This window comes from Streptomyces purpurascens (assembly GCF_045040895.1).
Lineage (GTDB): Bacteria > Actinomycetota > Actinomycetes > Streptomycetales > Streptomycetaceae > Streptomyces > Streptomyces purpurascens.
The window spans coordinates 6,345,926-6,368,518 of record NZ_CP108341.1; the positions used below are offsets into that span (position 1 = coordinate 6,345,926).

Consider the following 22,593-nt stretch of genomic DNA (forward strand, 5'->3'; position numbering starts at 1 on the left):
TGTGCAACCCTTTCCCGAGTTTCCCCGTCTGACCAGGCGGAGCGACGATGGTGCCAGGGGGTAGTCCCCCGACCGAGCACGCCTGGCACCGACCGCAGGGGGTAAGCGACCGAAGACGAGCCGAGGAGCACATGTCTGCCGAGAGCACGCCGGGTCCGGGTATACCGGGCGAGACCGGCACCACCGGACAGCGCCACCGCGCCAAGGGCCGACGCCGCAAGCCCCGCAAGCGTCACAAGGGCATGATGATCATGGCTTGGACCGCGGCGGGCATCGTCGTCCTGGGCGGGACCGGGGCGGGGTACGTGTACTTCAAGCTCAACGGCAACCTCAAGAGCGTCGACATCGACCAGGCCCTCGGCACCGACCGGCCCAAGAAGGCCGACAACGGCTCCGAGAACATCCTCGTCCTCGGCTCCGACACCCGCGCCGGCGGCAACAAGAAGCTCGGCGGCGGCACCGACGACGGCAGCGCCCGCTCCGACACGGCGATGATCGTGCACGTCAACAAGGGCCACAAGAAGGCCAGCGTGGTCTCCATCCCGCGTGACACCCTCATCGACCGGCCCTCCTGCACGGACACCAAGGGCAAGCAGTACCCCGCCGCGAACGGCGTCATGTTCAACTCCGCGTACTCCACGGGCGGGGCCGCCTGCGCCGTGAAGACCGTCGAGTCGATCACCGACCTGCGCATGGACCACTACCTGGAGGTCGACTTCGCCGGCTTCCAGACGCTCATCGACGACCTCGGCGGCGTCGAGGTCACCACGAGCAAAGCCATCGACGACCCCGACAGCCACCTGAAGCTGAAGGCCGGCACCCACAGACTCGACGGTGAGCAGGCCCTCGGCCTGGTCCGCACCCGGCACGGCGTGGGCGACGGCTCCGACCTCGGCCGCATCCAGCTCCAGCAGGCCTTCATCAAGGCCCTGCTCAACCAGGTCAAGGACGTCGGCGTCTTCTCCAACCCGAAGAAGCTCTACGACCTCGCCGAGACCGCGACCAAGACGGTGACCGCCGACTCCGACCTCGGCTCGGTCAACAAGCTCGTCTCCTTCGCGAACGGCCTCAAGGGCATCACCCCCTCGAACATGAACATGGTCACGATGCCGGTCGCCTACGACCCCGCCGACCCCAACCGCGTCCTCCTCCAGGAGAAGAAGGCCGACCAGATCTGGAAGGCCCTGGAGCAAGACAAGCCGATCCCGAAGAGCGCGACGAAGGGCTCGGCAACCGGTGAAGCGAACGGCGTGGTGTCGTCCTCTTAGGGGCGCGGGGAACTGCGCGAACAACCCACGACGGCCCGCGGGGAACAAATAACAGCAACCCCCGGTTTTGGGGGATGGCCCCAGTCCTGGCAGACTGGTACGTCGGCTCCGGTTCACGCTCCGCATCCCGCGGCAGCGACCCGGCGCCCTCCCGAAACCTAGGAGACACCTTGAAGCGCGACATCCACCCCGAGTACGTCGAGACGCAGGTCAGCTGCACCTGCGGCGCGTCGTTCACCACTCGCAGCACCATCGAGTCCGGCACCATCCGTGCCGACGTCTGCTCCGAGTGCCACCCGTTCTACACGGGCAAGCAGAAGATCCTCGACACCGGTGGCCGTGTGGCCCGCTTCGAGGCCCGCTTCGGCAAGGCCGCCGGCTCCAAGAAGTAGCGAGCCTCAATTCGCCGGTCCACGGACGCGCCCCCTCACCGGGCGCTCCGGGACCGGCGTTTTTGGTCGCCCGCCCCTTCACCCCCCGTCCGTACACAGGAGCCCAAGATGTTCGAGGCCGTCGAGGAACTCGTCGCCGAGCACGCCGACCTGGAGAAGAAGCTCGCCGACCCGTCGGTGCACTCCGACCAGGCCAACGCGCGCAAGCTGAACAAGCGTTACGCCGAGCTCACCCCGATCATCGCCACGTACCGCTCCTGGACGCAGACGGGCGACGACGCCGAGACCGCGCGCGAACTGGCCGCCGACGACCCCGACTTCGCGGCCGAGGTCAAGGACCTGGAGCGGCGGCGCGAGGAGCTCACGGAGAAGCTGCGCCTTCTCCTCGTCCCGCGCGACCCCAGTGACGACAAGGACGTCATCCTCGAGATCAAGGCCGGCGCGGGCGGCGACGAGTCGGCGCTGTTCGCCGGCGACCTGCTGCGCATGTACCTGCGCTACGCCGAGCGGGTCGGCTGGAAGACCGAGATCATCGACGCCACCGAGTCCGAGCTGGGCGGCTACAAGGACGTCCAGGTCGCCGTGAAGACCAAGGGCGGCCAGGGCGCCACCGAGCCCGGGCAGGGCGTCTGGGCGCGGATGAAGTACGAGGGCGGCGTGCACCGCGTGCAGCGGGTGCCCGCGACGGAGTCCCAGGGCCGTATCCACACCTCCGCGGCCGGTGTGCTGGTCACCCCGGAGGCCGAGGAGGTCGACGTGGAGATCAACCCCAACGACCTCCGGATCGACGTCTACCGCTCCTCCGGGCCGGGCGGACAGTCCGTCAACACCACCGACTCCGCGGTGCGCATCACGCACATTCCCACCGGAGTCGTCGCCTCCTGCCAGAACGAGAAGAGCCAGCTGCAGAACAAGGAGCAGGCACTGCGTATCCTGCGCTCGAGGCTGCTTGCCGCGGCGCAGGAGGAGGCGGAGAGGGAGGCCGCCGACGCCCGCCGCAGCCAGGTCCGCACCGTCGACCGCTCCGAGAAGATCCGCACGTACAACTTCCCGGAGAACCGCATCTCGGACCACCGCGTCGGCTTCAAGGCGTACAACCTGGACCAGGTCCTGGACGGCGACCTCGCCGCGGTGATCCAGGCCTGTGTCGACGCGGACTCGGCGGCCAAGCTGGCGGCCGCGTAAGACACGTAGGAGACGAGTACCGGAGGACTTGAGTGAACCTGCTGCTCGCGGAGGTGGCCCAGGCCACCCAGCGGCTCGCCGACGCCGGCGTGCCCTCGCCGCGCACCGACGCGGAGGAACTCGCCGCGTTCGTGCACGGCGTCAAGCGCGGCGAGCTGCACTCCGTCAAGGACTCCGACTTCGACGCCCGTTACTGGGAGGTCATCGCCCGCCGCGAGGCCCGCGAGCCGCTCCAGCACATCACCGGGCGGGCCTACTTCCGGTACCTGGAACTCCAGGTCGGCCCCGGGGTGTTCGTGCCGCGCCCCGAGACCGAGTCCGTGGTCGGCTGGGCCATAGACGCCGTACGGGCCATGGACGTCGTCGAGCCGTGCATCGTCGACCTGTGCACCGGCTCGGGCGCCATCGCGCTCGCCCTCGCCCAGGAGGTGCCGCGCTCGCGCGTGTACGCCGTGGAGCTGTCCGAGGACGCCCTCAGGTGGACCCGCAAGAACGTGGAGGGGTCCAGGGTCGAGCTGCGCCAGGGAGACGCCCTGACGGCCTTCCCGGACCTGGACGGCCAGGTCGACCTGGTCATCACCAACCCGCCGTACATCCCGCTCACCGAGTGGGAGTACGTCGCCCCGGAGGCGCGGGACTACGACCCCGACCTGGCCCTCTTCTCCGGCGAGGACGGCCTCCACCTGATCCGTGGCCTGGAACGCACCGCGCACCGGCTGCTGCGCCCCGGCGGCGTCGTGGTCGTGGAGCACGCCGACACACAGGGCGGCCAGGTGCCGTGGATCTTCACCGAGGAGCGGGGCTGGGCCGACGCGGCCGACCATCCGGACCTCAACAAGCGCCCGCGTTTCGCCACGGCCCGCAAGGCGCTGCCGTGAGCACTCCGATCACCCCCCAGTCTTCGCAGTCTTCATCCCAGCAGCACGTGTACGAGGAGGCCAGCTAAAGATGGCACGGCGATACGACACCAACGACGCGACCGACCGCGTGACCGGTCTGCGTGAGGCAGCGTCCGCCGTCCGCCGTGGCGAGCTCGTGGTGCTGCCGACGGACACGGTGTACGGCATCGGCGCCGACGCGTTCTCCTCGGAGGCCGTCGCCGATCTGCTGGACGCGAAGGGCCGGGGCCGCAACATGCCCACCCCTGTCCTCATCGGCTCCCCGAACACCCTGCACGGGCTCGTCACGGACTTCTCAGAGCTGGCCTGGGAGCTGATCGACGCCTTCTGGCCGGGCGCGCTGACCGTTGTCGCCAAGCACCAGCCGTCTCTGCAGTGGGACCTCGGGGACACCCGTGGCACCGTCGCCGTGCGCATGCCGCTGCACCCGGTCGCCATCGAGCTGCTCACCGAGGTCGGCCCGATGGCCGTGTCGTCCGCCAACCTCACCGGCCACCCGGCGCCGGAGGACTGCGACGCCGCGCAGGAGATGCTCGGCGACTCCGTCTCCGTCTACCTCGACGGCGGCCCGACCCCCGGCAACGTGCCGTCGTCGATCGTCGACGTGACCCGTGAGGTGCCGCTGCTGCTGCGCGCGGGCGCGATCTCCGCGGACGAGCTGCGAAAGGTCGTACCCGACCTCGAGGTGGCGAATTGACGGCCCCTGGAGCGGGGCGTGGCATAGGCAACGGGGAAAGCGCGGCGGAGATCACGACGACGTTCGTGGGGCTTCCGCGTGACAGCTTCCGCATCCTCCACGTCAGTACCGGCAATGTGTGCCGCTCGCCCATCACCGAGCGGCTGACCCGCCATGCCGTGCGGGAGCGGCTCGGGATCCTGGGCGGCGGTCTGATCGTGGAGAGCGCGGGCACCTGGGGCCACGAGGGCGCGCCCATGGAGTCCCACGCGGAGACCGTCCTGGCCGACTTCGGCGCGGACGCCTCCGGCTTCACCGGGCGTGAACTCCTCGACGAGCACGTGATCCGCGCCGACCTGGTGCTGACCGCCACCCGGGACCACCGGGCCCAGGTCATCTCGATGGGGCACTCGGCCGGCCTGCGGACCTTCACGCTCAAGGAGTTCACCCGTCTGGTGAAGGCCATCGACCCGGCGACCCTGCCGCCCCTGGAGGAGGGCGTGGTCATCCGCGCGCGTGCGCTGGTGCGTGCCGCGGCGGCTCTACGCGGGTGGCTCCTGGCGCCGAACGCCGAGGCTGACGAGGTGTACGACCCGTACGGGGCGCCCCTGACGTTCTTCCGGTCCATCGGGGACGAGATACACCAGGCACTCGATCCGGTGGTCACCGCCCTCACGGGTGTCCCCGCGAAGACGTAACCGGCCGAGCGCCCCGGGGGCCCCGGGCCTACATTGGACGTACGTCACCGTCGACGCCGCCCGGAGCCCATCATGACGGTCACCCCTGCCATCGAGGCCGACGTCCTGCGCCACCAGGACCCCGAGCTCGCCGACATCCTGCTCGCGGAGCGGGAGCGGCAGTCGACGACGCTCCAGCTGATCGCCGCCGAGAACTTCACCTCGCCGGCCGTGCTGGCCGCCCTCGGCTCGCCGCTGGCCAACAAGTACGCCGAGGGCTACCCGGGGGCGCGGCACCACGGCGGCTGCGAGATCGTCGATGTCGCCGAGCGCCTCGCCGTGGACCGGGCCAGGGCCCTGTTCGGCGCCGACCACGCCAACGTCCAGGCGCACTCGGGCTCTTCGGCGGTGCTGGCCGCCTACGCCGCCCTGCTCCGCCCCGGCGACACCGTCCTCGCCCTCGGCCTGCCCTACGGCGGCCACCTCACCCACGGCTCGCCCGCCAACTTCTCCGGCCGCTGGTTCGACTTCGCCGGATACGGCGTGGAGGCCGAGTCCGGGTTCATCGACCACGAGCAGGTACGCACCCTGGCCCGCACGCGCCGGCCCAAGGCGATCGTGTGCGGTTCGATCGCCTACCCCCGGCACATCGACTACGCCTTCTTCCGCGAGGTCGCCGACGAGGTGGGCGCCTACCTGATCGCGGACGCCGCGCACCCCATCGGGCTGGTCGCGGGGAGGGCGGCGCCGAACCCGGTGCCGTACGCGGACATCGTCTGCGCGACCACCCACAAGGTGCTGCGCGGCCCGCGCGGCGGCATGATCCTGTGCCGCGCGGAGCTGGCCGAGCGGGTCGACCGGGCGGTGTTTCCTTTCACACAGGGCGGCGCGCAGATGCACACCATCGCCGCCAAGGCGGTCGCGTTCGGGGAGGCGGCAACACCGGCGTTCGTCGCGTACGCCCATCAGGTGGTCGCCAATGCGAGGGTTCTCGCGGCCCGGCTGGCCGCCGAGGGCCTGGTCGTCACCACCGGTGGCACCGACACCCACCTCATCACGGCGGACCCGGCACCCCTGGGCGTCGAGGGACGCGCCGCCCGGGGCCGTCTCGCCGCGGCCGGCCTGGTCCTGGACTGCTGTGCGCTTCCTCACGGCGACGCCCGGGGGATCAGGCTGGGCACGGCCGCGGTCACCACGCAGGGCATGGGAGAGGCCGAGATGGCGAGGATCGCCAAGCTGCTCGCGGGGGTGCTCAGGGGCGTGACCGAGACCGTGAGGGCCCGTGAAGAAGTGCGGGAGCTGGCCGGTGGATTTCCGCCGTATCCACGCTGAGTGGGGGTAGACGCACCAGGGTGCACAGCCACTCGTGCAACCATCGTCGCTACCCGGAAGTCCCCACCCATATGCGCGCATCGCTAGGGTGTGGGGCTGTGATGGCCAGCGAGACCTGTGGGGAAGCCCGTGCGTGAATACCTGCTGACGCTCTGCATCACGGCCGCGGTGACGTATCTGCTGACAGGGCCGGTACGGAAATTCGCGATCGTGGCCGGAGCGATGCCGGAGATCCGGGCACGTGACGTGCACCGGGAACCCACTCCGCGGCTCGGCGGGATCGCGATGTTCTTCGGCCTGTGCGCGGGTCTGCTGGTCGCCGACCACCTGACCAACCTCAGCCAGGTCTTCGAGACGTCGAACGAACCCCGGGCGCTGCTGTCAGGGGCGGCGCTGATCTGGCTGATCGGTGTGCTGGACGACAAGTTCGAGATCGACGCCCTGATCAAGCTGGGCGGCCAGATGATCGCCGCGGGCGTGATGGTCGTACAGGGTCTGACGATCCTGTGGCTGCCGATCCCGGGCGTCGGTTCGGTCGCGCTCTCCCAGGGGCAGGGCACGCTGCTGACGGTGGCGCTGGTCGTCATCACCATCAACGCGGTCAACTTCGTCGACGGCCTGGACGGTCTGGCGGCGGGCATGGTGTGCATCGCGGCCGCGGCGTTCTTCCTGTACGCCTACCGCATCTGGTACTCGTACGGAGTCGAGGCCGCCGCTCCCGCCACCCTCTTCTCGGCGATCCTGATGGGCATGTGCCTGGGCTTCCTGCCGCACAACATGCACCCGGCGCGGATCTTCATGGGCGACTCGGGCTCCATGCTCATCGGCCTGGTCCTGGCCGCCGGTGCGATCTCCGTCACCGGGCAGGTCGACCCGGACGCGCTCAACCTGTACGTCGGGTCCGAGAAGGAGGCCGTGCACCAGACGGTCCCCGTCTACATCCCGCTGCTGCTGCCGCTGACCATCATCGCGGTGCCGGCCGCCGACCTGATCCTGGCCATCGTGCGGCGCACCTGGCGGGGCCAGTCGCCGTTCGCCGCCGACCGCGGCCACCTGCACCACCGCCTCCTGGAGATCGGCCACTCGCACAGCCGCGCGGTGCTGATCATGTACTTCTGGTCGGCCCTGATCGCCTTCGGGGCGCTCGCCTACTCGGTCAACTCGGCGTCCATGTGGATCGTGCTCGGCGTCGTGTTCCTCAGCGCGATCGGTCTCCTGCTGCTTCTGCTGCCGCGCTTCACGCCGCGCGCCCCGCGCTGGATGGAGCGCTTCGTGCCGCCGCGCTACCGGCGCCGCGGCTCGGTCGCCGCCCTCGCACCCGAGGCCTCGACGCCGGCGTCAGCGGCGGCCGTGTCCGGGGTCTCCGGCGTCTCCGGTGTCAACGGGGCGACCGCCATCGGCCCCCGTTCGCGTCTGACGGACCGGCGCAAGGCCGGGACAAGGTAAGAATCTGACTAGAGCATTGCCAAGTCGTGGGGTTGCGATGGGGGAGCGAAGCACCCCAATACCAGACAAGTCGGCGCGGTTCTTGCGCAGACGCGCAGCTTCACTCTCATGTGTGACAGCTCGCACACCCCCAGGTAAAGACTGCATCAAATAGTTTGTGATACGGTTCACGAGAACCCCCGGATAGAGCCGAAGGACCGCAGTGCGACGGTCCCTTGGCGTGAGGACTCCACTCAGCCCGGGACTACGCTCGTCCATGACGACACCCCTGCCCCCTGCGAAAGCGGAGTTGCCGCCATGCCGTCCAATGACGCCCGGAACCTCTTGCAGTGCGCTGTGCCCACAGCGGCTGCCGGTGCGGTCGCGGTCGCCGTCAGCGGCGTAGTGGCCGGAGGCAAGGGGGCGATCGGAGCGGCTGTCGGCGTGGTGGTGGCCATCCTCTTCATGGGGATCGGTCTCTTCGTTCTCCAGTGGACGGCAAAAACGCTCCCGCAGTTGTTCCAGGCCATGGGGCTGATGCTTTATATGGCTCAGCTCCTGCTGCTCCTGATCTTCGCCGCCGTCTTCAAAGACACTTCTCTCTTCAACCCGAAGACGTTCGCCGTCGGTCTCGTCGTCGCGACCGTCGTGTGGATGGCCGCGCAGGCTCGTGCGCATATGAAGGCCAAGATTTTCTACATCGACCCGGACTCGGCGAAGGGTGAGAAGCCCGAGAAGACCGGGTCGTCGTCGTGACGAGTAGGGGCGCGATAAAGGGCAGTACGAACTCCTGCTATCGTCCGGTGCCAACTGCGGCATCGCGGGCGCGGGCATCTGAGCTGACGCCTGCTCGAACGCGAGGCTCGATGCCCCAAAGCCGCCCTCACATCCGTAACACCAGTCCAGTGCCGATCCGCGGCTGCGCGCCGCGCCGACACAACGAGGTTGCCGTACCCATGCGTCACGCCGAAGGAGCCCCCGGTGAGTGCTGACCAGACCCAGCTCGCCTTTGACTGGAGCTGTCGGATCATGTCCGACGGGTGTGGTTTTCCGGCACCGGGCCTGCACTCGTTCCTCTTCAAGCCGATCGCCACGGTCGGGGGGTTCGAGTTCAACAAGGTGATGCTGCTTGCCATCATCACCACCGTCCTCGTCATCGGCTTCTTCTATGCGGCCTTCGGCAAGGCCAAGGTGGTGCCGGGCAAGCTGCAGATGGTCGGTGAGGCCGGCTACGACTTCGTCCGCCGCGGCATCGTCTACGAGACGCTCGGCAAGAAGGAGGGCGAGAAGTACGTCCCCCTGATGGTCTCGCTGTTCTTCTTCATCTGGATCATGAACATCTGGTCCGTGATCCCGCTGGCGCAGTTCCCGGTGTCGTCGATCATCGCGTTCCCGGCGGTCCTGGCCGCGATCGTCTACGTGACCTGGGTCTCGCTGACCTTCAAGCGGCACGGCTTCGTCGGGTTCTTCAAGAACGTCACCGGCTACGACAAGTCGCTCGGCCCGGTGCTGCCGCTCGTGATGGTCATCGAGTTCTTCTCGAACCTGCTGGTCCGGCCGTTCACGCACGCGGTGCGACTCTTCGCCAACATGTTCGCCGGCCACCTGATGCTGGTCATGTTCACCGTCGCATCCTGGTACCTGCTGAACAGCTGGATGATCCCGGCGGCCGGTGTCTCGTTCGTGATGACCATCGCCATGATCGGCTTCGAGCTCTTCGTGCAGGCCGTCCAGGCGTACGTCTTCGTACTCCTCGCCTCCACGTACATCCAGGGCGCTCTCGCTGAGCATCACTGAGCCCCACCCCACCCCCTGTCGTCCGGTGGCCAACCCCCACCGGTCCGTTAAGAGAAGGAAGATTCAGCATGGCTGCCACTGAGACCCTTGCCGCTGTCTCCGGTTCCATCGGTTCCGTCGGTTACGGCCTCTCGGCTATCGGCCCCGGCATCGGCGTCGGCATCATCTTCGGTAACGGCACCCAGGCCCTCGCCCGCCAGCCCGAGGCCGCCGGCCTGATCCGTGCCAACCAGATCCTGGGCTTCGCGTTCTGTGAGGCGCTCGCCCTCATCGGCATCGTTATGCCGTTCGTGTTCGGTGTGAAGTAAGACTTCCCAACCGACACGTTTCGACGAAAGGCACTGATGTGATCGCCAACCTGGTGCAGCTGGCGGCCGAGGAAGAGCAGAACCCGCTCGTTCCTCCGGGCCCCGAGCTGCTCGTCGGCACCATCGCCTTCGCCATCGTGTTCTTCTTCTTCTGGAAGAAGCTGCTTCCGAACATCAACAAGGTTCTGGAGGAGCGCCGCGCGGCGATCGAAGGCGGTATCGAAGAGGCCGAGACCATGAAGGTCGAAGCCCAGAGCGTCCTTGAGCAGTACAAGGCACAGCTCGCCGAGGCCCGGCACGAGGCCGCGCGCCTGCGCCAGGAGGCGCAGGAGCAGGGCGCCACGCTCATCGCCGAGATGCGGGCCGAGGGCCAGCGTCAGCGCGAGGAGATCATCGCCGCCGGCCACTCCCAGATCGAGGCCGACCGCAAGGCCGCCGCGTCCGCGCTGCGTCAGGACGTCGGCAAGCTCGCCACCGACCTGGCCGGCAAGCTCGTCGGGGAGTCCCTCGAGGACCACGCCCGCCAGAGCCGCGTGATCGACCGGTTCCTCGACGACCTCGAGGAGAAGGCCGAGGCCGGGCGATGAACGGAGCGAGCCGCGAGGCCCTGGCAGCCGCACGAGAGCGTCTCGACGCGCTGACGGACTCCACGTCCGTCGACGCGGGCTCGCTCGCCGACGAGCTGGCCGCCGTCACCGCTCTGCTCCACCGCGAGGTTTCGCTGCGTCGGGTCCTCACCGACCCGGCGCAGGCCGGAGAGGCGAAGGCCGAGCTGGCTCAGCGTCTGCTCGGCACCCAGGTCAGCGGCCCGGCCGCCGACCTGGTCGCCGGCATGGTGCGCTCCCGCTGGTCGCGGTCGCGCGACCTGGTGGACGCGCTGGAGCAGCTGGCCGACACCGCCGACCTCACCGCCGCGCAGAAGGCCGGCAAGCTCGACGACGTCGAGGACGAGCTGTTCCGGTTCGGCCGGATCGTCTCCGGCAGCACCGGGCTGCGTGCCGCGCTGACCGACCGGAAGGCCACCACCTCGGCCAAGAGCGAGCTGCTGCGCAGCCTGCTCGGCGGCAGGGCGCAGTCGGCCACCGAGCGTCTGGTGACGCGCCTTGTGACCGCGCCGCGGGGACGTAGCCTGGAGTCGGGACTGGAGTCCCTGTCCAAGCTCGCCGCCGAGCGCCGGGAGCGCATGGTGGCCATCGTCACCTCGGCGGTGCCGCTGAGCGACCCGCAGAAGCGACGCCTGGGTGCCGCCCTCGCGAAGGTCTACGGCCGCCAGATGCACCTCAACCTGGACGTGGACCCCGAGGTCCTCGGCGGAATCCGGGTGCAGGTCGGCGACGAGGTCATCAACGGCTCCCTCGCGGACCGGCTGGAGGACGCGAGCCGCCGCCTGGCGAGCTGAGCAGCAACTCAATAGCACCACGTACTTACGACGGCCCTGGTTGGGCCGTGCAGAAGAATCCTGGGGGTCGCCCCCAGACCCCCAAAGAAACTTCGGGCCCAACAAGGAGAGCAGGGAACCCAGATGGCGGAGCTCACGATCCGGCCGGAGGAGATCCGGGACGCGCTGGAGAACTTCGTCCAGGCGTACAAGCCGGACGCGGCCTCGCGCGAGGAGGTCGGTACGGTCACCTTTGCCGGCGACGGCATCGCGAAGGTCGAGGGTCTGCCCTCGGCCATGGCCAACGAGCTGCTGAAGTTCGAGGACGGCACCCTCGGCCTCGCCCTCAACCTCGAGGAGCGCGAGATCGGTGCCATCGTCCTCGGCGAGTTCAGCGGCGTCGAGGAGGGGCAGCCGGTGCAGCGCACCGGTGAGGTTCTCTCCGTCGCGGTGGGCGAGGGCTACCTCGGCCGCGTGGTGGACCCCCTCGGCAACCCGATCGACGGCCTCGGCGAGATCGAGACGGACGGCCGTCGCGCCCTGGAGCTGCAGGCCCCGGGCGTCATGGTCCGTAAGTCGGTCCACCAGCCGATGGAGACCGGCTACAAGGCCGTCGACACCATGACCCCGATCGGCCGTGGCCAGCGTCAGCTGATCATCGGTGACCGTCAGACCGGCAAGACCGCCCTGGCCGTCGACACGATCATCAACCAGCGCGACAACTGGCGCTCGGGCGACCCGGACAAGCAGGTCCGCTGCATCTACGTCGCCATCGGCCAGAAGGGCTCCACCATCGCCGGCGTGCGCGGCGCTCTGGAGGAGGCCGGCGCGCTGGAGTACACGACCATCGTCGCCGCCCCGGCGTCCGACCCGGCCGGCTTCAAGTACCTGGCGCCGTACACCGGTTCGGCCATCGGTCAGCAGTGGATGTACGACGGCAAGCACGTCCTCATCATCTTCGACGACCTGTCGAAGCAGGCCGACGCCTACCGCGCCGTGTCGCTGCTGCTGCGCCGCCCGCCGGGCCGTGAGGCCTACCCGGGTGACGTCTTCTACCTGCACTCCCGCCTGCTGGAGCGCTGCGCCAAGCTCTCCGACGAGATGGGCGCCGGTTCGATGACCGGTCTGCCGATCGTCGAGACCAAGGCCAACGACGTCTCGGCGTTCATCCCGACCAACGTCATCTCCATCACCGACGGCCAGTGCTTCCTGGAGTCGGACCTGTTCAACGCCGGTCAGCGCCCCGCGCTGAACGTCGGTATCTCCGTCTCCCGAGTCGGCGGTTCCGCCCAGCACAAGGCGATCCGCCAGGTGTCCGGCCGCCTCCGCGTGGACCTCGCCCAGTTCCGTGAGCTGGAGGCGTTCGCCGCCTTCGGTTCCGACCTGGACGCCGCGTCCAAGGCGCAGCTCGAGCGTGGTCAGCGCATGGTCGAGCTGCTGAAGCAGCCGCAGTACCAGCCGATGGCCACCGAGGACCAGGTCGTCTCCATCTGGGCCGGCACCACCGGCAAGATGGACGAGGTCCCGGTCGTCGACATCCGCCGCTTCGAGAAGGAGCTGCTGGAGTACCTGCACCGCAAGGAGCAGGGCCTGCTGACCTCCATCCGCGAGGGCGGCAAGATGTCGGACGACACCCTCCAGGCCATGGCCGACGCCATCGCGGAGTTCAAGAAGCAGTTCGAGACCTCCGACGGCAAGCTGCTCGGCGAGGACACCCCGGCTGCCGGCAAGTGACGACGGAAGGGACCTGACTCATGGGAGCCCAGCTCCGGGTCTACAAGCGTCGCATCCGATCCGTCTCCGCGACCAAGAAGATCACGAAGGCGATGGAGATGATCGCCGCCTCGCGCGTCGTCAAGGCGCAGCGCAAGGTGGCGGCCTCCACCCCGTATGCGACCGAGCTCACCCGCGCGGTCACCGCGGTCGCCACCGGGTCGAACACCAAGCACCCGCTGACGACGGAGGCGGAGAACCCGACCCGCGCCGCGGTCCTGCTCCTCACGAGCGACCGCGGTCTGGCCGGCGCCTTCAACTCCAACGCCATCAAGGCCGCGGAGAGGCTCACCGCGCAGCTCGAGGGTGAGGGCAAGGAGGTCGTCAACTACATCGTCGGCCGCCGTGGTCTCGCCCACTACAACTTCCGCGAGCGCAAGGTCGCGGAGTCGTTCACGGGCTTCACCGACGACCCCTCGTACGCGGACGCCAAGAAGGTCGCGGCCCCGCTGATCGAGGCGATCGAGACGGAGACGGCCGAGGGCGGCGTGGACGAGCTCCACATCGTCTACACCGAGTTCGTGTCGATGATGACGCAGACGGCGGTCGAGGCGCGGCTGCTGCCGCTCAGCCTCGAAGAGGTCGTGGAAGAGGCCAAGCCCAAGGGCGAGATCCTTCCGCTGTTCGACTTCGAGCCCTCGGCGGAGGACGTCCTGGACGCCCTGCTGCCGCGCTACGTCGAGAGCCGCATCTACAACGCGCTGCTCCAGTCGGCCGCCTCGAAGCACGCCGCCACGCGGCGCGCGATGAAGTCGGCAACCGACAACGCCGGTGATCTCATCGAGAACCTCACCCGGCTTGCCAACCAGGCCCGCCAGGCCGAAATCACCCAGGAAATCAGCGAGATCGTCGGTGGTGCCAGTGCCCTGGCCGACGCGACCGCGGGGAGTGACTGAAAATGACCACCACTGTTGAGACGGCCACGGCGACGGGCCGCGTCGCGCGGGTCATCGGCCCGGTCGTCGACGTGGAGTTCCCCGTCGACGCGATGCCGGACATCTACAACGCCCTTCACGTCGAGGTCGCCGACCCGGCGCTGGCGGGCCAGAAGAAGACGCTGACCCTCGAGGTCGCCCAGCACCTGGGCGACGGCCTGGTCCGCGCGATCTCCATGCAGCCCACCGACGGTCTGGTCCGCCAGGCCACGGTGACCGACACGGGCTCGGGCATCTCCGTCCCCGTCGGCGACTTCACCAAGGGCAAGGTGTTCAACACCCTCGGTGAGGTGCTGAACAGCGACGAGGCCTACGAGGGCGAGCGCTGGTCCATCCACCGCAAGGCCCCCGCGTTCGACCAGCTCGAGTCGAAGACCGAGATGTTCGAGACGGGCCTGAAGGTCGTCGACCTGCTCACCCCGTACGTCAAGGGCGGCAAGATCGGTCTGTTCGGTGGTGCCGGTGTCGGCAAGACCGTGCTGATCCAGGAAATGATCATGCGTGTCGCCAACCTCCACGAGGGCGTCTCCGTCTTCGCGGGCGTCGGCGAGCGCACCCGTGAGGGCAACGACCTCATCGCGGAGATGGAAGAGTCCGGCGTTCTGGACAAGACCGCCCTGGTCTTCGGTCAGATGGACGAGCCCCCGGGCACCCGTCTGCGCGTGGCCCTGGCCGGCCTGACGATGGCGGAGTACTTCCGTGACGTCCAGAAGCAGGACGTGCTGTTCTTCATCGACAACATCTTCCGCTTCACCCAGGCCGGTTCCGAGGTGTCGACCCTGCTCGGCCGTATGCCCTCCGCGGTGGGCTACCAGCCGAACCTGGCCGACGAGATGGGCACGCTCCAGGAGCGCATCACCTCGACCCGTGGTCACTCGATCACCTCGATGCAGGCGATCTACGTCCCCGCGGACGACCTGACCGACCCGGCCCCGGCCACCACCTTCGCCCACCTCGACGCGACGACGGTTCTCTCCCGTCCGATCTCCGAGAAGGGCATCTACCCGGCCGTGGACCCGCTGGACTCGACGTCCCGCATCCTCGACCCGCGGTACATCGCGGCGGACCACTACAACGCCGCGATGCGCGTGAAGAGCATCCTGCAGAAGTACAAGGACCTGCAGGACATCATCGCGATCCTCGGTATCGACGAGCTCGGCGAGGAGGACAAGCTCGTCGTCCACCGTGCCCGTCGCGTGGAGCGCTTCCTGTCCCAGAACACCCACGCCGCCAAGCAGTTCACCGGCGTGGACGGTTCGGACGTGCCGCTGGACGAGTCGATCGCCGCGTTCAACGCGATCTGCGACGGCGAGTACGACCACTTCCCGGAGCAGGCGTTCTTCATGTGCGGTGGTCTCGAGGACCTGAAGAACAACGCCAAGGAGCTGGGCGTCTCCTGACCCGAGCCGCGCTCGAGTCATGAGGGGGCGGGGCTCGTCCCGCCCCCTCTGTCACGCCTACTAGACTTGTAACCAACACCCGGCACTACCGCCGGGTGGTGACCCGAGGAGCCACCTTGGCTGCTGAGCTGCACGTCGCGCTGGTCGCCGCCGACCGTGAGGTCTGGTCCGGCCAGGCCACCCTGGTCGTCGCGCGCACCACGTCCGGCGACATCGGCGTCATGCCCGGTCACCAGCCGCTGCTCGGTGTGCTGGAGTCGGGCCCGGTGACCATCCGCACGAGCGATGGCGGGACGGTCGTCGCCGCGGTCCACGGCGGTTTCATCTCGTTCGCGGACGACAAGCTCTCGCTTCTCGCCGAAGTCGCCGAGCTGTCGGACGAGATCGATGTCCAGCGCGCTGAGCAGGAGCTCGAGCGCGCGAAGGCGGAGGACGACGCGGACGCCCAGCGCCGCGCGGACGTCCGTCTGCGTGCGGCTACGGCGGCGCGCTGACCCTGTTCGCCGTGTGATGACGTCACTCAGCCGCGGCTGGGTACCGGAGAGATCCGGACCCAGTCGCGGCTGAGGCAGATGTGGGAGATTTTTCCGTTCCGTTACCTAGGAGACGAGGAGGTCGGTGTCGATGGTCCTCGCTCTGACTGTGTGCGGAATCGTGGTGGCGCTCGTGGTGGTGGGGCTGTTCGTCTTCGGTCTGCGCCGCCGGCTCATCCAGCGCTCGGGCGGAACCTTCGACGCCAGCCTGCGCTGGGACGCCCCCGAGCAGGGCGACACCAACGGCAAAGGGTGGGCGTACGGGGTGGCCCGGTACAACGGTGACCGTGTCGAGTGGTACCGCGTCTTCTCGTACTCGCCGCGCCCGCGCCGCACCCTGGAGCGCTCCGCGATCGAGGTGGCCGGCCGCCGCGTCCCGGAGGGCGAGGAGGAGCTGGCGCTGCTCTCCGACCATGTGATCCTGGCCTGTCTGCACCGGGGCTCGCGTCTCGAACTCGCGATGAGCGAAGACGCGCTGACCGGTTTCCTCGCGTGGCTCGAGGCGGCCCCGCCCGGTCAGCGTGTCAACGTGGCATAACTCGCCGAACTGTTCTACGACAGGCCGTTGTTGATCGCGGTCACCAGCTCGCCGTTCCCTGTGTCACCGCTGAACTCCCAGAAGAACGCGCCGCCGAGACCCTGGTTCTTGGCCCAGCTCATCTTTCCGGCGATGGTCGACGGGGTGTCGTACGACCACCAGTTGCTGCCGCAGTGCGCGTACGCCGTGCCCGCGATCGTGCCGGTGGCCGGGCAGGAGTTCTTCAGGACCTTGTAGTCCTCGATGCCCGCCTCGTACGTACCGGGAGCCGCGCCGGTCGCCGATCCGCCCGGTGCGGACTGGGTGACGCCGGTCCAGCCGCGGCCGTAGAAGCCGATGCCGAGGAGCAGCTTGGCGGACGGGACGCCCTTCGCCTTCAGCTTGGCGATGGCGTCGGCCGAGTTGAAGCCGGCCTGCGGGATCCCGGGGTACGAGGTGAGCGGGGAGTGCGGGGCGGTCGGGCCGTCCTTGTCGAAGGCGCCGAAGTAGTCGTACGTCATCACGTTGTACCAGTCGAGGTGCTGCGCGGCGCCGCCGTAGTCGGCCGCGTCGATCTTGCCGCCGGAGGAGCCGTCGGCGGTGATGGCCGCGGTGACCAGGTAGTTCGGGCCGAACTCCGTGCGCAGCGCGGACATCAGGTTCTTGAAGGCCGCCGGGCCGGATGTGTCGCAGGTCAGGCCGCAGGCGTTCGGGTACTCCCAGTCGATGTCGATGCCGTCGAAGACATCGGCCCAGCGCGGGTCCTCGACGACGGCCTTGCAGGACTTGGCGAACGCGGCCGCGTTGGCGGCGGCCTGGCCGAAGCCACCCGAGTAGGTCCAGCCGCCGAAGGAGTACAGCACCTTGATGTGCGGGTACTTGGCCTTCAGCTGGCGCAGCTGGTTGAAGTTGCCGCGCAGGGGCTGGTCCCAGGTGTCGGCGGTGCCGCTGACGGACTGGTCGGCGGTGTAGGCCTTGTCGTAGGCGGCGTAGGTGTCGTCGACGGTGCACTGACCGTTCTTGACGTTGCCGAACGCGTAGTTGATGTGGGTGATCTTCGAGGCGGAGCCCGAGGTCACCAGGTTCTTGACGTGGTAGTTGCGGCCGTAGACGCCCCACTCGGTGAAGTAGCCGAGCTTGACCTTGCCGCCCGTCGGCGGTTCGGTGCCGCCGCCGGTGGTGCGCACCGCGCGGGCGCCGCTGACCGGGCCGGTCTGGTCGGCGGTGTCGCGGGCCTGGACGGTGTAGGAGTAGTCGGTGCCCGCGGTCAGGCCGGTGTTCGTGTACGACGTGGTGGTCACGGTGGCGACCTTGGCACCGTCGCGCAGGACGTCGTAGTTCTTGATGCCCTTGTCGTCGGTGGCAGCGCTCCAGGACAGTTTCACCGAGGTGTCGGTGATGTCGGAGGCGGTGGGCGTGCCGGGGGCGCTGGGCGCGTTGTCGCCGGGTTCGGTGGTGCCGCCGTCGCAGCTGCCGCCGTTGAGCTTGCAGTTCGCGGGGGAGCCGGAGCCGGTGCCGTTGAAGCCGAAGGAGACGGAGGCGCCGGGGGCGAGGGTGCCGTTCCAGGACTTGTTCTTGGCGGTCCAGTGGGTGCCGGAGGAGGTGACGTCGGCGTCCCAGGCGGAGGTGACGGCCGTACCGGAGGGGAAGTCCCACTCGACGGTCCAGGAGCTGAGGGCGGTCGTGCCGGTGTTCTTCACCGTCCACTTGCCCTCGAAGCCGGAGCCCCAGTCCTGGGTCTTGGCGTAGGTGGCGGTGGCGGAGCCGGCCGCCTGGGCGGGGCTCGCGAGGCCGACGAGACCGGCCAGCGGGAGCAACAGGGTCGCGAACCCTGCCGCGGCTCTGTGTCTGAAGCGCATGCTGCGCCTCCCTTGTGGGGTGGTCGGGGCGTGACTGAGCCTCACGCCCCTCATGGTGCGGTGAGAATAGAAAGGTCTGGACCACCGGTCAATAGGTCTGGACCACCACACCCCCCGGCTGGGTCAGATACCCAACTCCTGTGCCAGGACGGCCGCTTGCACCCGGCTGCGCAGCTCCAGCTTCCCCAGCAGCCTGCTGACATGGGTCTTCACCGTCGCCTCGGCCATGTCGAGCCGGTCGGCGATGTCCGCGTTGGACAGGCCCTCGCCGAGGCAGGACAGCACCTCGCGCTCACGCCGGGTCAGCCGGTCCAGGACGGCAGGGTCGGCCGTGGGTTCCCGCGTCGGCTTCGCGGCGAACTCCGCGATCAGCCGCCGGGTGACCGCCGGGGAGATCAGTCCTTCCCCGCGCGCGACCGTCCGCACGGCCTCCAGCAGCTGCCTGGCCTCGGTGTTCTTCAGCAGAAAGCCGGACGCGCCCGCCCGCAGCGCCCCGAAGACGTACTCGTCGAGGTCGAAGGTGGTCAGCACCAGCACATCGGCGAGCCCTTCCGCGACGACCTGCCGGGTCGCCGACACCCCGTCCAGGCGCGGCATCTGAACGTCCATCAGCACCAGGTCCGGCCGCAGCTCGCGGGCCAGCGCCACCGCCTGCTCGCCGTCCGCCGCCTCGCCGGCCACCTCGATGTCGGGCGCGCTGCGCAGGATGAGGACCAGTCCGGCGCGGACGGCGGACTGGTCCTCGGCGACCAGGACCCGGATGGGCCGGCTCATGCGGTGTCTCCTTCGACGGTGTCGTTGACGGGGAGTGTGGCGCGTACGGCCCAGATCTTGCCGTCCGGTGAGTCTTCGGGGCCGGCCTCGAAGGTGCCGTCCAGCAGCTCCACCCGCTCGCGCATGCCGACCAGACCGGCGCCGGAGCCGGGCGCGCGGGGGGCGTCCCGGTCGCCGTACGGGCTGGTCACGGTGACGACGAGCGAGCCGTCCCGCTGGGCGAGGGACACGGTGACCCGGCCCGACGCCGCGTGCTTGAGGGCGTTGGTCAGCGACTCCTGCACGATGCGGTAGGCGGCGAGTTCGACGGGCGCCGGCACCTCGCCATGGCCGGTGTCCAGCGTGACGTCGAGGCCGTTGGCGCGGGCGCCCTCCACCAGCGAGCCGAGGCCGTCGAGCGTCGGGGCCGCGGCCGGTTCCAGGTCACCGCTGCTGTCGCGCAGGATGCCGATCAGCCGCCGCATCTCCGAGAGCCCCTCCACGCTGTTCTCGCGGATGACGACCAGGGCGTCCTGGGAGGTCTTCGGGTCGTCGAGGGAGAGGGCGGCCGTGGAGTGGATGGCGATCGCGGACAGGTGGTTGGCGACCATGTCGTGCAGTTCGCGGGCCATCCGGGCGCGCTCGGCGGTCACCGCCTGGGTGCGGTCCATCTCGGCGAGCAGCGTGGTCTGCTCGGCGCGCAGCCGGGCGGACTCGGCGGCGTCGCGGTGGTTGCGGACGATCAGGCCGGTGGCGGCGGGGCCGAAGGCCACGATGCCCGTGACCACACCGATCAGCAGCGCCTCGGGCTCGCGCCACAGGGCGAACGGCACCACGGCCCCGGCCACCGAGAGCAGCCCGGTGATGCGCGGAATGCGGCGGGCCGAGGAGGGCGTGCCGTACAGGACGGCCGCGTACATCAGGTCGGTGTACATCAGGATCGTGACCAGGTTGCCCTGGGTGAGGGTGTCCAGGACGATCGCGGCCGTGCCGGTCAGCAGGGCGGTGCGCGGGGCGGCCCGGCGCAGCAGCTCGCAGCCGGCCATGACGAAGAGCGGCAGCAGCAGCGGCCAGCGGCCCGGCAGGAGGACGTACGGCTCGGTGTGCGGACGGGTGGCCAGTCCGAGGCCCCACAGCAGCAGTCCGCCGAGCAGGCCGCCAGCCGCGATGTAGACGTCGAAGCGGTGTGGGCGGGGGAGTCGTACGGCCATGACTCCATCCAACACGGCCGTGGCGCCTCGTGCGTGATCCCCGCGTAGGGTCCCTGGCTGCATCTTTCGATGTACCGCGGGTTCGTCAGCAGCGACGACGATTCCGGCCGCCCCGACCGGGAGCCTTGAAGGTGACCGAGAGGAGCGAACCGTGATCGTCGCATTGATCGCCGCCTGCGAGATCGGCTTCTGGGTACTGCTGGCCGCCGGACTGGGCGCCCGCTACCTGCTGAAGATGCCGCGCACCGGCCTGGCGCTGCTGCTCTGCGAGCCGCTGCTGGAGGTCGTCCTGCTGGTCGCCACCGCACTGGACCTGAAGAACGGTGCCGACCCGAACTGGACGCACGGCCTGGCCGCGCTGTACATCGGCTACACCGTCGGGCACGGCCATCGCACCGTGAAGTGGCTCGACGGCCACGCGGCCCACCGGCTCGCCGGCGCCCCGCCTCCGCAGAGGCCCCCGCGCGACGGCATGGCCCGCGCGCGCCACGAGGCCAGGATCTGGCTGGGCACGCTGGTCGGCGCGGTCGTCGCGACCGTGCTGCTCCAGGGCGCCATCTGGTACGTGGACGACCCGAGCCGCGTCACCTCCCTGGAGAGCTGGCGCTATACGGCCTGGCGGGCCGCAGGCATCCACGGCCTGATCGCGCTCAGCTACTTCGTCTGGCCGCGCAAGCCCTCCGCCGGGGAGCAGGACACCACCGTCAGCACGTCGAAGGAAAGGATCCAGTCATGACCAAGGCAAAGCAGTATCTGACCGAAGGCGTCGTCACCTTCCTGATCGGCCTGCTGCTGTGGCGCTTCACCGGAGACGTGGACGTCCCCGTCGTCACTCTCACCAAGGTCGGCATCGTGATGATGATCGTCGGCGGGGTCCTGTCCGCCAACGGCCTCTGGCATGCCGCCCGGGGGAGAACCTAGCGCTCTCCGCCCGGCACCCACAACACGTCTCCGACCTGCTTGTTCGCCGTCCTCGCGAGGATGAACAGCAGGTCGGAGGCGCGGTTGAGGTAGGTCGCCGTCAGGGGGTTCATCGTCTCGGCGTGCACCTCCAGGGCGGCCCACGTCGAGCGCTCCGCCCGGCGTACGACCGTGCAGGCCTGGTGGAGCAGGGCCGCGCCCGGGGTGCCGCCCGGCAGGATGAAGGAGCGGAGCTTCTCCACCTGTTCGAGGAAGCGGTCGCAGTCCGCCTCCAGCTTGTCGATGTAGAACTGCTCGACCCGCAGCGGCGGGAACTCCGGGTTCTCCACCACCGGGGTCGACAGGTCCGCACCTACGTCGAACAGGTCGTTCTGCACACGGGTGAGGACCTTGACGACCTCCTCGTCCAGGCCGCCCAGGGCGATCGCCGTACCGATCGCCGCGTTCGCCTCGTTGGCGTCGGCGTACGCGGAGATCCGCAGGTCGGTCTTGGGGACCCGGCTCATGTCACCGAGGTTCGTGGTGCCCTGGTCGCCGGTCCTGGTGTAGATGCGCGTCAGATTGACCATGTGACCAGCGTAGTTACGCTCCGGCGGTTCGGAACACGCGTGTGCCCACTGTCACGGCCAGAGTCGTGAGGCCGACGGCCACCAGAACGCCGTACAGCATGGGCGCTGTCGCGTAGCTGCCGACGTAGGCGTCCCGCACCGCGTCCACCAGATAGCGGAACGGCATGAGGTGCGACAGGACGTCCAGCCAGGCCGGGCCCAGGGTCATCGGGAGCATCAGGCCGGACAGCAGCATGGACGGCATGGTCAGCGCGTTGATCGCCGGGCCGAAGCTCTGCGGGGTGTCCAGCTTCATGGCCAGCGCGTACGACAACGAGGCCAGCGAGAGCGAGAGCAGGGCGACGAACCCGAAGCCGATCAGAACACCGGCCAGCGGGGCCCGCAGCCCCATCGCCATCGCCGCCAGCACCAGCAGCACCGCCTGGAAGACGAACACCGTGGCGTCCCGCAGCACCCGGCCCAGCAGCAGGGCCAGTCGGCTGACCGGGGTGACGCGCATGCGTTCGACCACTCCCTGGCCCTTCTCGATGATGATCGAGAAGCCGGCGAACGACGCCCCGAACAGACCCAGTTGGAGCAGCAGCCCGGGAACGAGCACCTGCCAGGAGCTGCCCCGCTCGCCGAGCGGCAGGTCCGTGAGCAGGGGGCCGAAGAAGAGCAGGTACAGCAGCGGCATCAGGACGCCGAAGAGCAGCGCGAATCGGGAGCGCAGGGACTGGCGGAGATAGCGCCCGTAGACGAGCGCGGTGTCGTGCAACAGCATCGGGAGACCTCTGGGTCCTCTC

At 69.1% G+C, this 22,593-nt stretch carries 25 protein-coding genes; 20 read left to right on the top strand and 5 right to left on the bottom strand.

Going from position 1 to position 22,593, the window contains the following annotated elements:
- Positions 1 to 131: 131 nt before the first annotated feature.
- The 18 genes from OHU35_RS29130 (at position 132) to OHU35_RS29215 (ending at position 16,516) form a co-directional block, all read left to right on the top strand.
- Positions 132 to 1,268 (top strand): LCP family protein, encoded by a 1,137-nt coding sequence (locus OHU35_RS29130; RefSeq protein WP_359886346.1) that lies wholly within the window; start codon positions 132 to 134, stop codon positions 1,266 to 1,268.
- 170 nt (positions 1,269 to 1,438) lie between these two features.
- Entirely contained in the window at positions 1,439 to 1,660 is a 222-nt protein-coding gene (gene rpmE, locus OHU35_RS29135; protein WP_003992975.1) for a 50S ribosomal protein L31, read from the top strand.
- A 108-nt stretch (positions 1,661 to 1,768) separates the two neighbouring features.
- Positions 1,769 to 2,845: a peptide chain release factor 1 gene (gene prfA, locus OHU35_RS29140; RefSeq protein ID WP_359886345.1), complete on the top strand. Its 1,077-nt coding sequence runs from the start codon at positions 1,769 to 1,771 to the stop codon at positions 2,843 to 2,845.
- 32 nt (positions 2,846 to 2,877) lie between these two features.
- Positions 2,878 to 3,723 (top strand): peptide chain release factor N(5)-glutamine methyltransferase, encoded by an 846-nt coding sequence (prmC, locus tag OHU35_RS29145; protein WP_189723223.1) that lies wholly within the window; start codon positions 2,878 to 2,880, stop codon positions 3,721 to 3,723.
- Positions 3,724 to 3,793: 70 nt separating this feature from the next.
- Positions 3,794 to 4,441 (top strand): L-threonylcarbamoyladenylate synthase, encoded by a 648-nt coding sequence (locus tag OHU35_RS29150; RefSeq protein ID WP_189723224.1) that lies wholly within the window; start codon positions 3,794 to 3,796, stop codon positions 4,439 to 4,441.
- Positions 4,438 to 5,118: a protein-tyrosine-phosphatase gene (locus OHU35_RS29155; protein WP_189723225.1), complete on the top strand. Its 681-nt coding sequence runs from the start codon at positions 4,438 to 4,440 to the stop codon at positions 5,116 to 5,118. The genes OHU35_RS29150 and OHU35_RS29155 overlap by 4 nt, the downstream gene beginning before the upstream one ends.
- A gap of 72 nt (positions 5,119 to 5,190) precedes the next feature.
- The gene (gene glyA / locus OHU35_RS29160) at positions 5,191 to 6,429 is read left to right on the top strand and encodes a serine hydroxymethyltransferase (protein ID WP_189723226.1); all 1,239 of its coding nucleotides are present in this window, start codon (positions 5,191 to 5,193) and stop codon (positions 6,427 to 6,429) included.
- Positions 6,430 to 6,558: 129 nt separating this feature from the next.
- Entirely contained in the window at positions 6,559 to 7,875 is a 1,317-nt protein-coding gene (locus OHU35_RS29165) for an MraY family glycosyltransferase (protein WP_189723227.1), read from the top strand.
- 297 nt (positions 7,876 to 8,172) lie between these two features.
- Positions 8,173 to 8,610 (top strand): hypothetical protein, encoded by a 438-nt coding sequence (locus tag OHU35_RS29170; RefSeq protein ID WP_189723228.1) that lies wholly within the window; start codon positions 8,173 to 8,175, stop codon positions 8,608 to 8,610.
- Positions 8,611 to 8,883: 273 nt separating this feature from the next.
- Complete coding sequence (gene atpB, locus OHU35_RS29175; protein WP_405509357.1) at positions 8,884 to 9,651, top strand: F0F1 ATP synthase subunit A; 768 nt, start codon at positions 8,884 to 8,886, stop codon at positions 9,649 to 9,651.
- A gap of 68 nt (positions 9,652 to 9,719) precedes the next feature.
- Positions 9,720 to 9,959 carry an ATP synthase subunit C gene (locus OHU35_RS29180; protein WP_003992984.1) on the top strand — a complete coding sequence of 80 codons (240 nt, stop codon included), beginning with the start codon at positions 9,720 to 9,722 and terminating at the stop codon, positions 9,957 to 9,959.
- 38 nt (positions 9,960 to 9,997) lie between these two features.
- Positions 9,998 to 10,546, top strand: coding sequence for a F0F1 ATP synthase subunit B (locus tag OHU35_RS29185; RefSeq protein WP_189723229.1), 549 nt, complete (start codon positions 9,998 to 10,000; stop codon positions 10,544 to 10,546).
- Positions 10,543 to 11,358 carry a F0F1 ATP synthase subunit delta gene (locus tag OHU35_RS29190; protein ID WP_233878801.1) on the top strand — a complete coding sequence of 272 codons (816 nt, stop codon included), beginning with the start codon at positions 10,543 to 10,545 and terminating at the stop codon, positions 11,356 to 11,358. Before OHU35_RS29185 ends, OHU35_RS29190 begins: the two co-directional genes overlap by 4 nt.
- Positions 11,359 to 11,481: 123 nt before the next feature.
- Complete coding sequence (gene atpA / locus OHU35_RS29195; protein ID WP_184590444.1) at positions 11,482 to 13,071, top strand: F0F1 ATP synthase subunit alpha; 1,590 nt, start codon at positions 11,482 to 11,484, stop codon at positions 13,069 to 13,071.
- A gap of 20 nt (positions 13,072 to 13,091) precedes the next feature.
- Positions 13,092 to 14,006, top strand: a complete 915-nt coding sequence (locus OHU35_RS29200) for a F0F1 ATP synthase subunit gamma (RefSeq protein WP_189723231.1) — start codon at positions 13,092 to 13,094, stop codon at positions 14,004 to 14,006.
- 2 nt (positions 14,007 to 14,008) lie between these two features.
- Positions 14,009 to 15,445, top strand: a complete 1,437-nt coding sequence (gene atpD, locus OHU35_RS29205; protein WP_189723232.1) for a F0F1 ATP synthase subunit beta — start codon at positions 14,009 to 14,011, stop codon at positions 15,443 to 15,445.
- 116 nt (positions 15,446 to 15,561) lie between these two features.
- On the top strand, positions 15,562 to 15,939 hold the full coding sequence (locus OHU35_RS29210; RefSeq protein WP_184590438.1) for a F0F1 ATP synthase subunit epsilon: 378 nt from the start codon (positions 15,562 to 15,564) through the stop codon (positions 15,937 to 15,939).
- A gap of 130 nt (positions 15,940 to 16,069) precedes the next feature.
- Positions 16,070 to 16,516 (top strand): DUF2550 domain-containing protein, encoded by a 447-nt coding sequence (locus tag OHU35_RS29215; RefSeq protein ID WP_189723233.1) that lies wholly within the window; start codon positions 16,070 to 16,072, stop codon positions 16,514 to 16,516.
- A gap of 14 nt (positions 16,517 to 16,530) precedes the next feature.
- On the opposite strand, the gene OHU35_RS29220 is transcribed toward OHU35_RS29215, so the two are convergent.
- The 3 genes from OHU35_RS29220 to OHU35_RS29230 all read right to left on the bottom strand — a co-directional run bounded on the left by OHU35_RS29220 (position 16,531) and on the right by OHU35_RS29230 (position 20,318).
- On the bottom strand, positions 16,531 to 18,354 hold the full coding sequence (locus OHU35_RS29220) for a glycoside hydrolase family 18 chitinase (RefSeq protein ID WP_189723234.1): 1,824 nt from the start codon (positions 18,352 to 18,354) through the stop codon (positions 16,531 to 16,533).
- Between the two features lie 123 nt (positions 18,355 to 18,477).
- The gene (locus OHU35_RS29225; RefSeq protein ID WP_189723235.1) at positions 18,478 to 19,128 is read right to left on the bottom strand and encodes a response regulator transcription factor; all 651 of its coding nucleotides are present in this window, start codon (positions 19,126 to 19,128) and stop codon (positions 18,478 to 18,480) included.
- Complete coding sequence (locus OHU35_RS29230) at positions 19,125 to 20,318, bottom strand: sensor histidine kinase (protein ID WP_405507407.1); 1,194 nt, start codon at positions 20,316 to 20,318, stop codon at positions 19,125 to 19,127. The genes OHU35_RS29225 and OHU35_RS29230 overlap by 4 nt, the downstream gene beginning before the upstream one ends.
- Positions 20,319 to 20,469: 151 nt before the next feature.
- On the opposite strand from OHU35_RS29230, the gene OHU35_RS29235 reads away from it, so the two are divergent.
- Together OHU35_RS29235 and OHU35_RS29240 are read left to right on the top strand one after the other, a co-directional pair.
- Positions 20,470 to 21,054, top strand: a complete 585-nt coding sequence (locus OHU35_RS29235) for a hypothetical protein (RefSeq protein WP_189723237.1) — start codon at positions 20,470 to 20,472, stop codon at positions 21,052 to 21,054.
- Complete coding sequence (locus OHU35_RS29240) at positions 21,051 to 21,239, top strand: DUF5708 family protein (RefSeq protein WP_189723238.1); 189 nt, start codon at positions 21,051 to 21,053, stop codon at positions 21,237 to 21,239. The genes OHU35_RS29235 and OHU35_RS29240 overlap by 4 nt, the downstream gene beginning before the upstream one ends.
- On the opposite strand, the gene OHU35_RS29245 is transcribed toward OHU35_RS29240, so the two are convergent.
- Together OHU35_RS29245 and OHU35_RS29250 are read right to left on the bottom strand one after the other, a co-directional pair.
- Complete coding sequence (locus OHU35_RS29245; RefSeq protein ID WP_189723239.1) at positions 21,236 to 21,808, bottom strand: cob(I)yrinic acid a,c-diamide adenosyltransferase; 573 nt, start codon at positions 21,806 to 21,808, stop codon at positions 21,236 to 21,238. The two genes, OHU35_RS29240 and OHU35_RS29245, sit on opposite strands and share 4 nt — an antisense overlap.
- A gap of 13 nt (positions 21,809 to 21,821) precedes the next feature.
- Positions 21,822 to 22,571, bottom strand: a complete 750-nt coding sequence (locus OHU35_RS29250; protein ID WP_405507410.1) for an ABC transporter permease — start codon at positions 22,569 to 22,571, stop codon at positions 21,822 to 21,824.
- Positions 22,572 to 22,593: the final 22 nt, after the last annotated feature.

Coding starts and splice junctions, on each gene's coding strand:
- atpB (WP_405509357.1), top strand. CDS start 8,884: ATGTCCGACGGGTGTGGTTTTCCGGCACCGGGCCTGCACTCGTTCCTC.
- atpD (WP_189723232.1), top strand. CDS start 14,009: ATGACCACCACTGTTGAGACGGCCACGGCGACGGGCCGCGTCGCGCGG.
- OHU35_RS29170 (WP_189723228.1), top strand. CDS start 8,173: ATGCCGTCCAATGACGCCCGGAACCTCTTGCAGTGCGCTGTGCCCACA.
- OHU35_RS29245 (WP_189723239.1), bottom strand. CDS start 21,808: ATGGTCAATCTGACGCGCATCTACACCAGGACCGGCGACCAGGGCACC.
- OHU35_RS29225 (WP_189723235.1), bottom strand. CDS start 19,128: ATGAGCCGGCCCATCCGGGTCCTGGTCGCCGAGGACCAGTCCGCCGTC.
- glyA (WP_189723226.1), top strand. CDS start 5,191: ATGACGGTCACCCCTGCCATCGAGGCCGACGTCCTGCGCCACCAGGAC.
- OHU35_RS29240 (WP_189723238.1), top strand. CDS start 21,051: ATGACCAAGGCAAAGCAGTATCTGACCGAAGGCGTCGTCACCTTCCTG.
- OHU35_RS29150 (WP_189723224.1), top strand. CDS start 3,794: ATGGCACGGCGATACGACACCAACGACGCGACCGACCGCGTGACCGGT.
- OHU35_RS29180 (WP_003992984.1), top strand. CDS start 9,720: ATGGCTGCCACTGAGACCCTTGCCGCTGTCTCCGGTTCCATCGGTTCC.
- OHU35_RS29230 (WP_405507407.1), bottom strand. CDS start 20,318: ATGGCCGTACGACTCCCCCGCCCACACCGCTTCGACGTCTACATCGCG.
- prfA (WP_359886345.1), top strand. CDS start 1,769: ATGTTCGAGGCCGTCGAGGAACTCGTCGCCGAGCACGCCGACCTGGAG.
- OHU35_RS29215 (WP_189723233.1), top strand. CDS start 16,070: ATGGTCCTCGCTCTGACTGTGTGCGGAATCGTGGTGGCGCTCGTGGTG.
- OHU35_RS29250 (WP_405507410.1), bottom strand. CDS start 22,571: ATGCTGTTGCACGACACCGCGCTCGTCTACGGGCGCTATCTCCGCCAG.
- OHU35_RS29130 (WP_359886346.1), top strand. CDS start 132: ATGTCTGCCGAGAGCACGCCGGGTCCGGGTATACCGGGCGAGACCGGC.
- OHU35_RS29200 (WP_189723231.1), top strand. CDS start 13,092: ATGGGAGCCCAGCTCCGGGTCTACAAGCGTCGCATCCGATCCGTCTCC.
- OHU35_RS29190 (WP_233878801.1), top strand. CDS start 10,543: ATGAACGGAGCGAGCCGCGAGGCCCTGGCAGCCGCACGAGAGCGTCTC.
- atpA (WP_184590444.1), top strand. CDS start 11,482: ATGGCGGAGCTCACGATCCGGCCGGAGGAGATCCGGGACGCGCTGGAG.
- OHU35_RS29220 (WP_189723234.1), bottom strand. CDS start 18,354: ATGCGCTTCAGACACAGAGCCGCGGCAGGGTTCGCGACCCTGTTGCTC.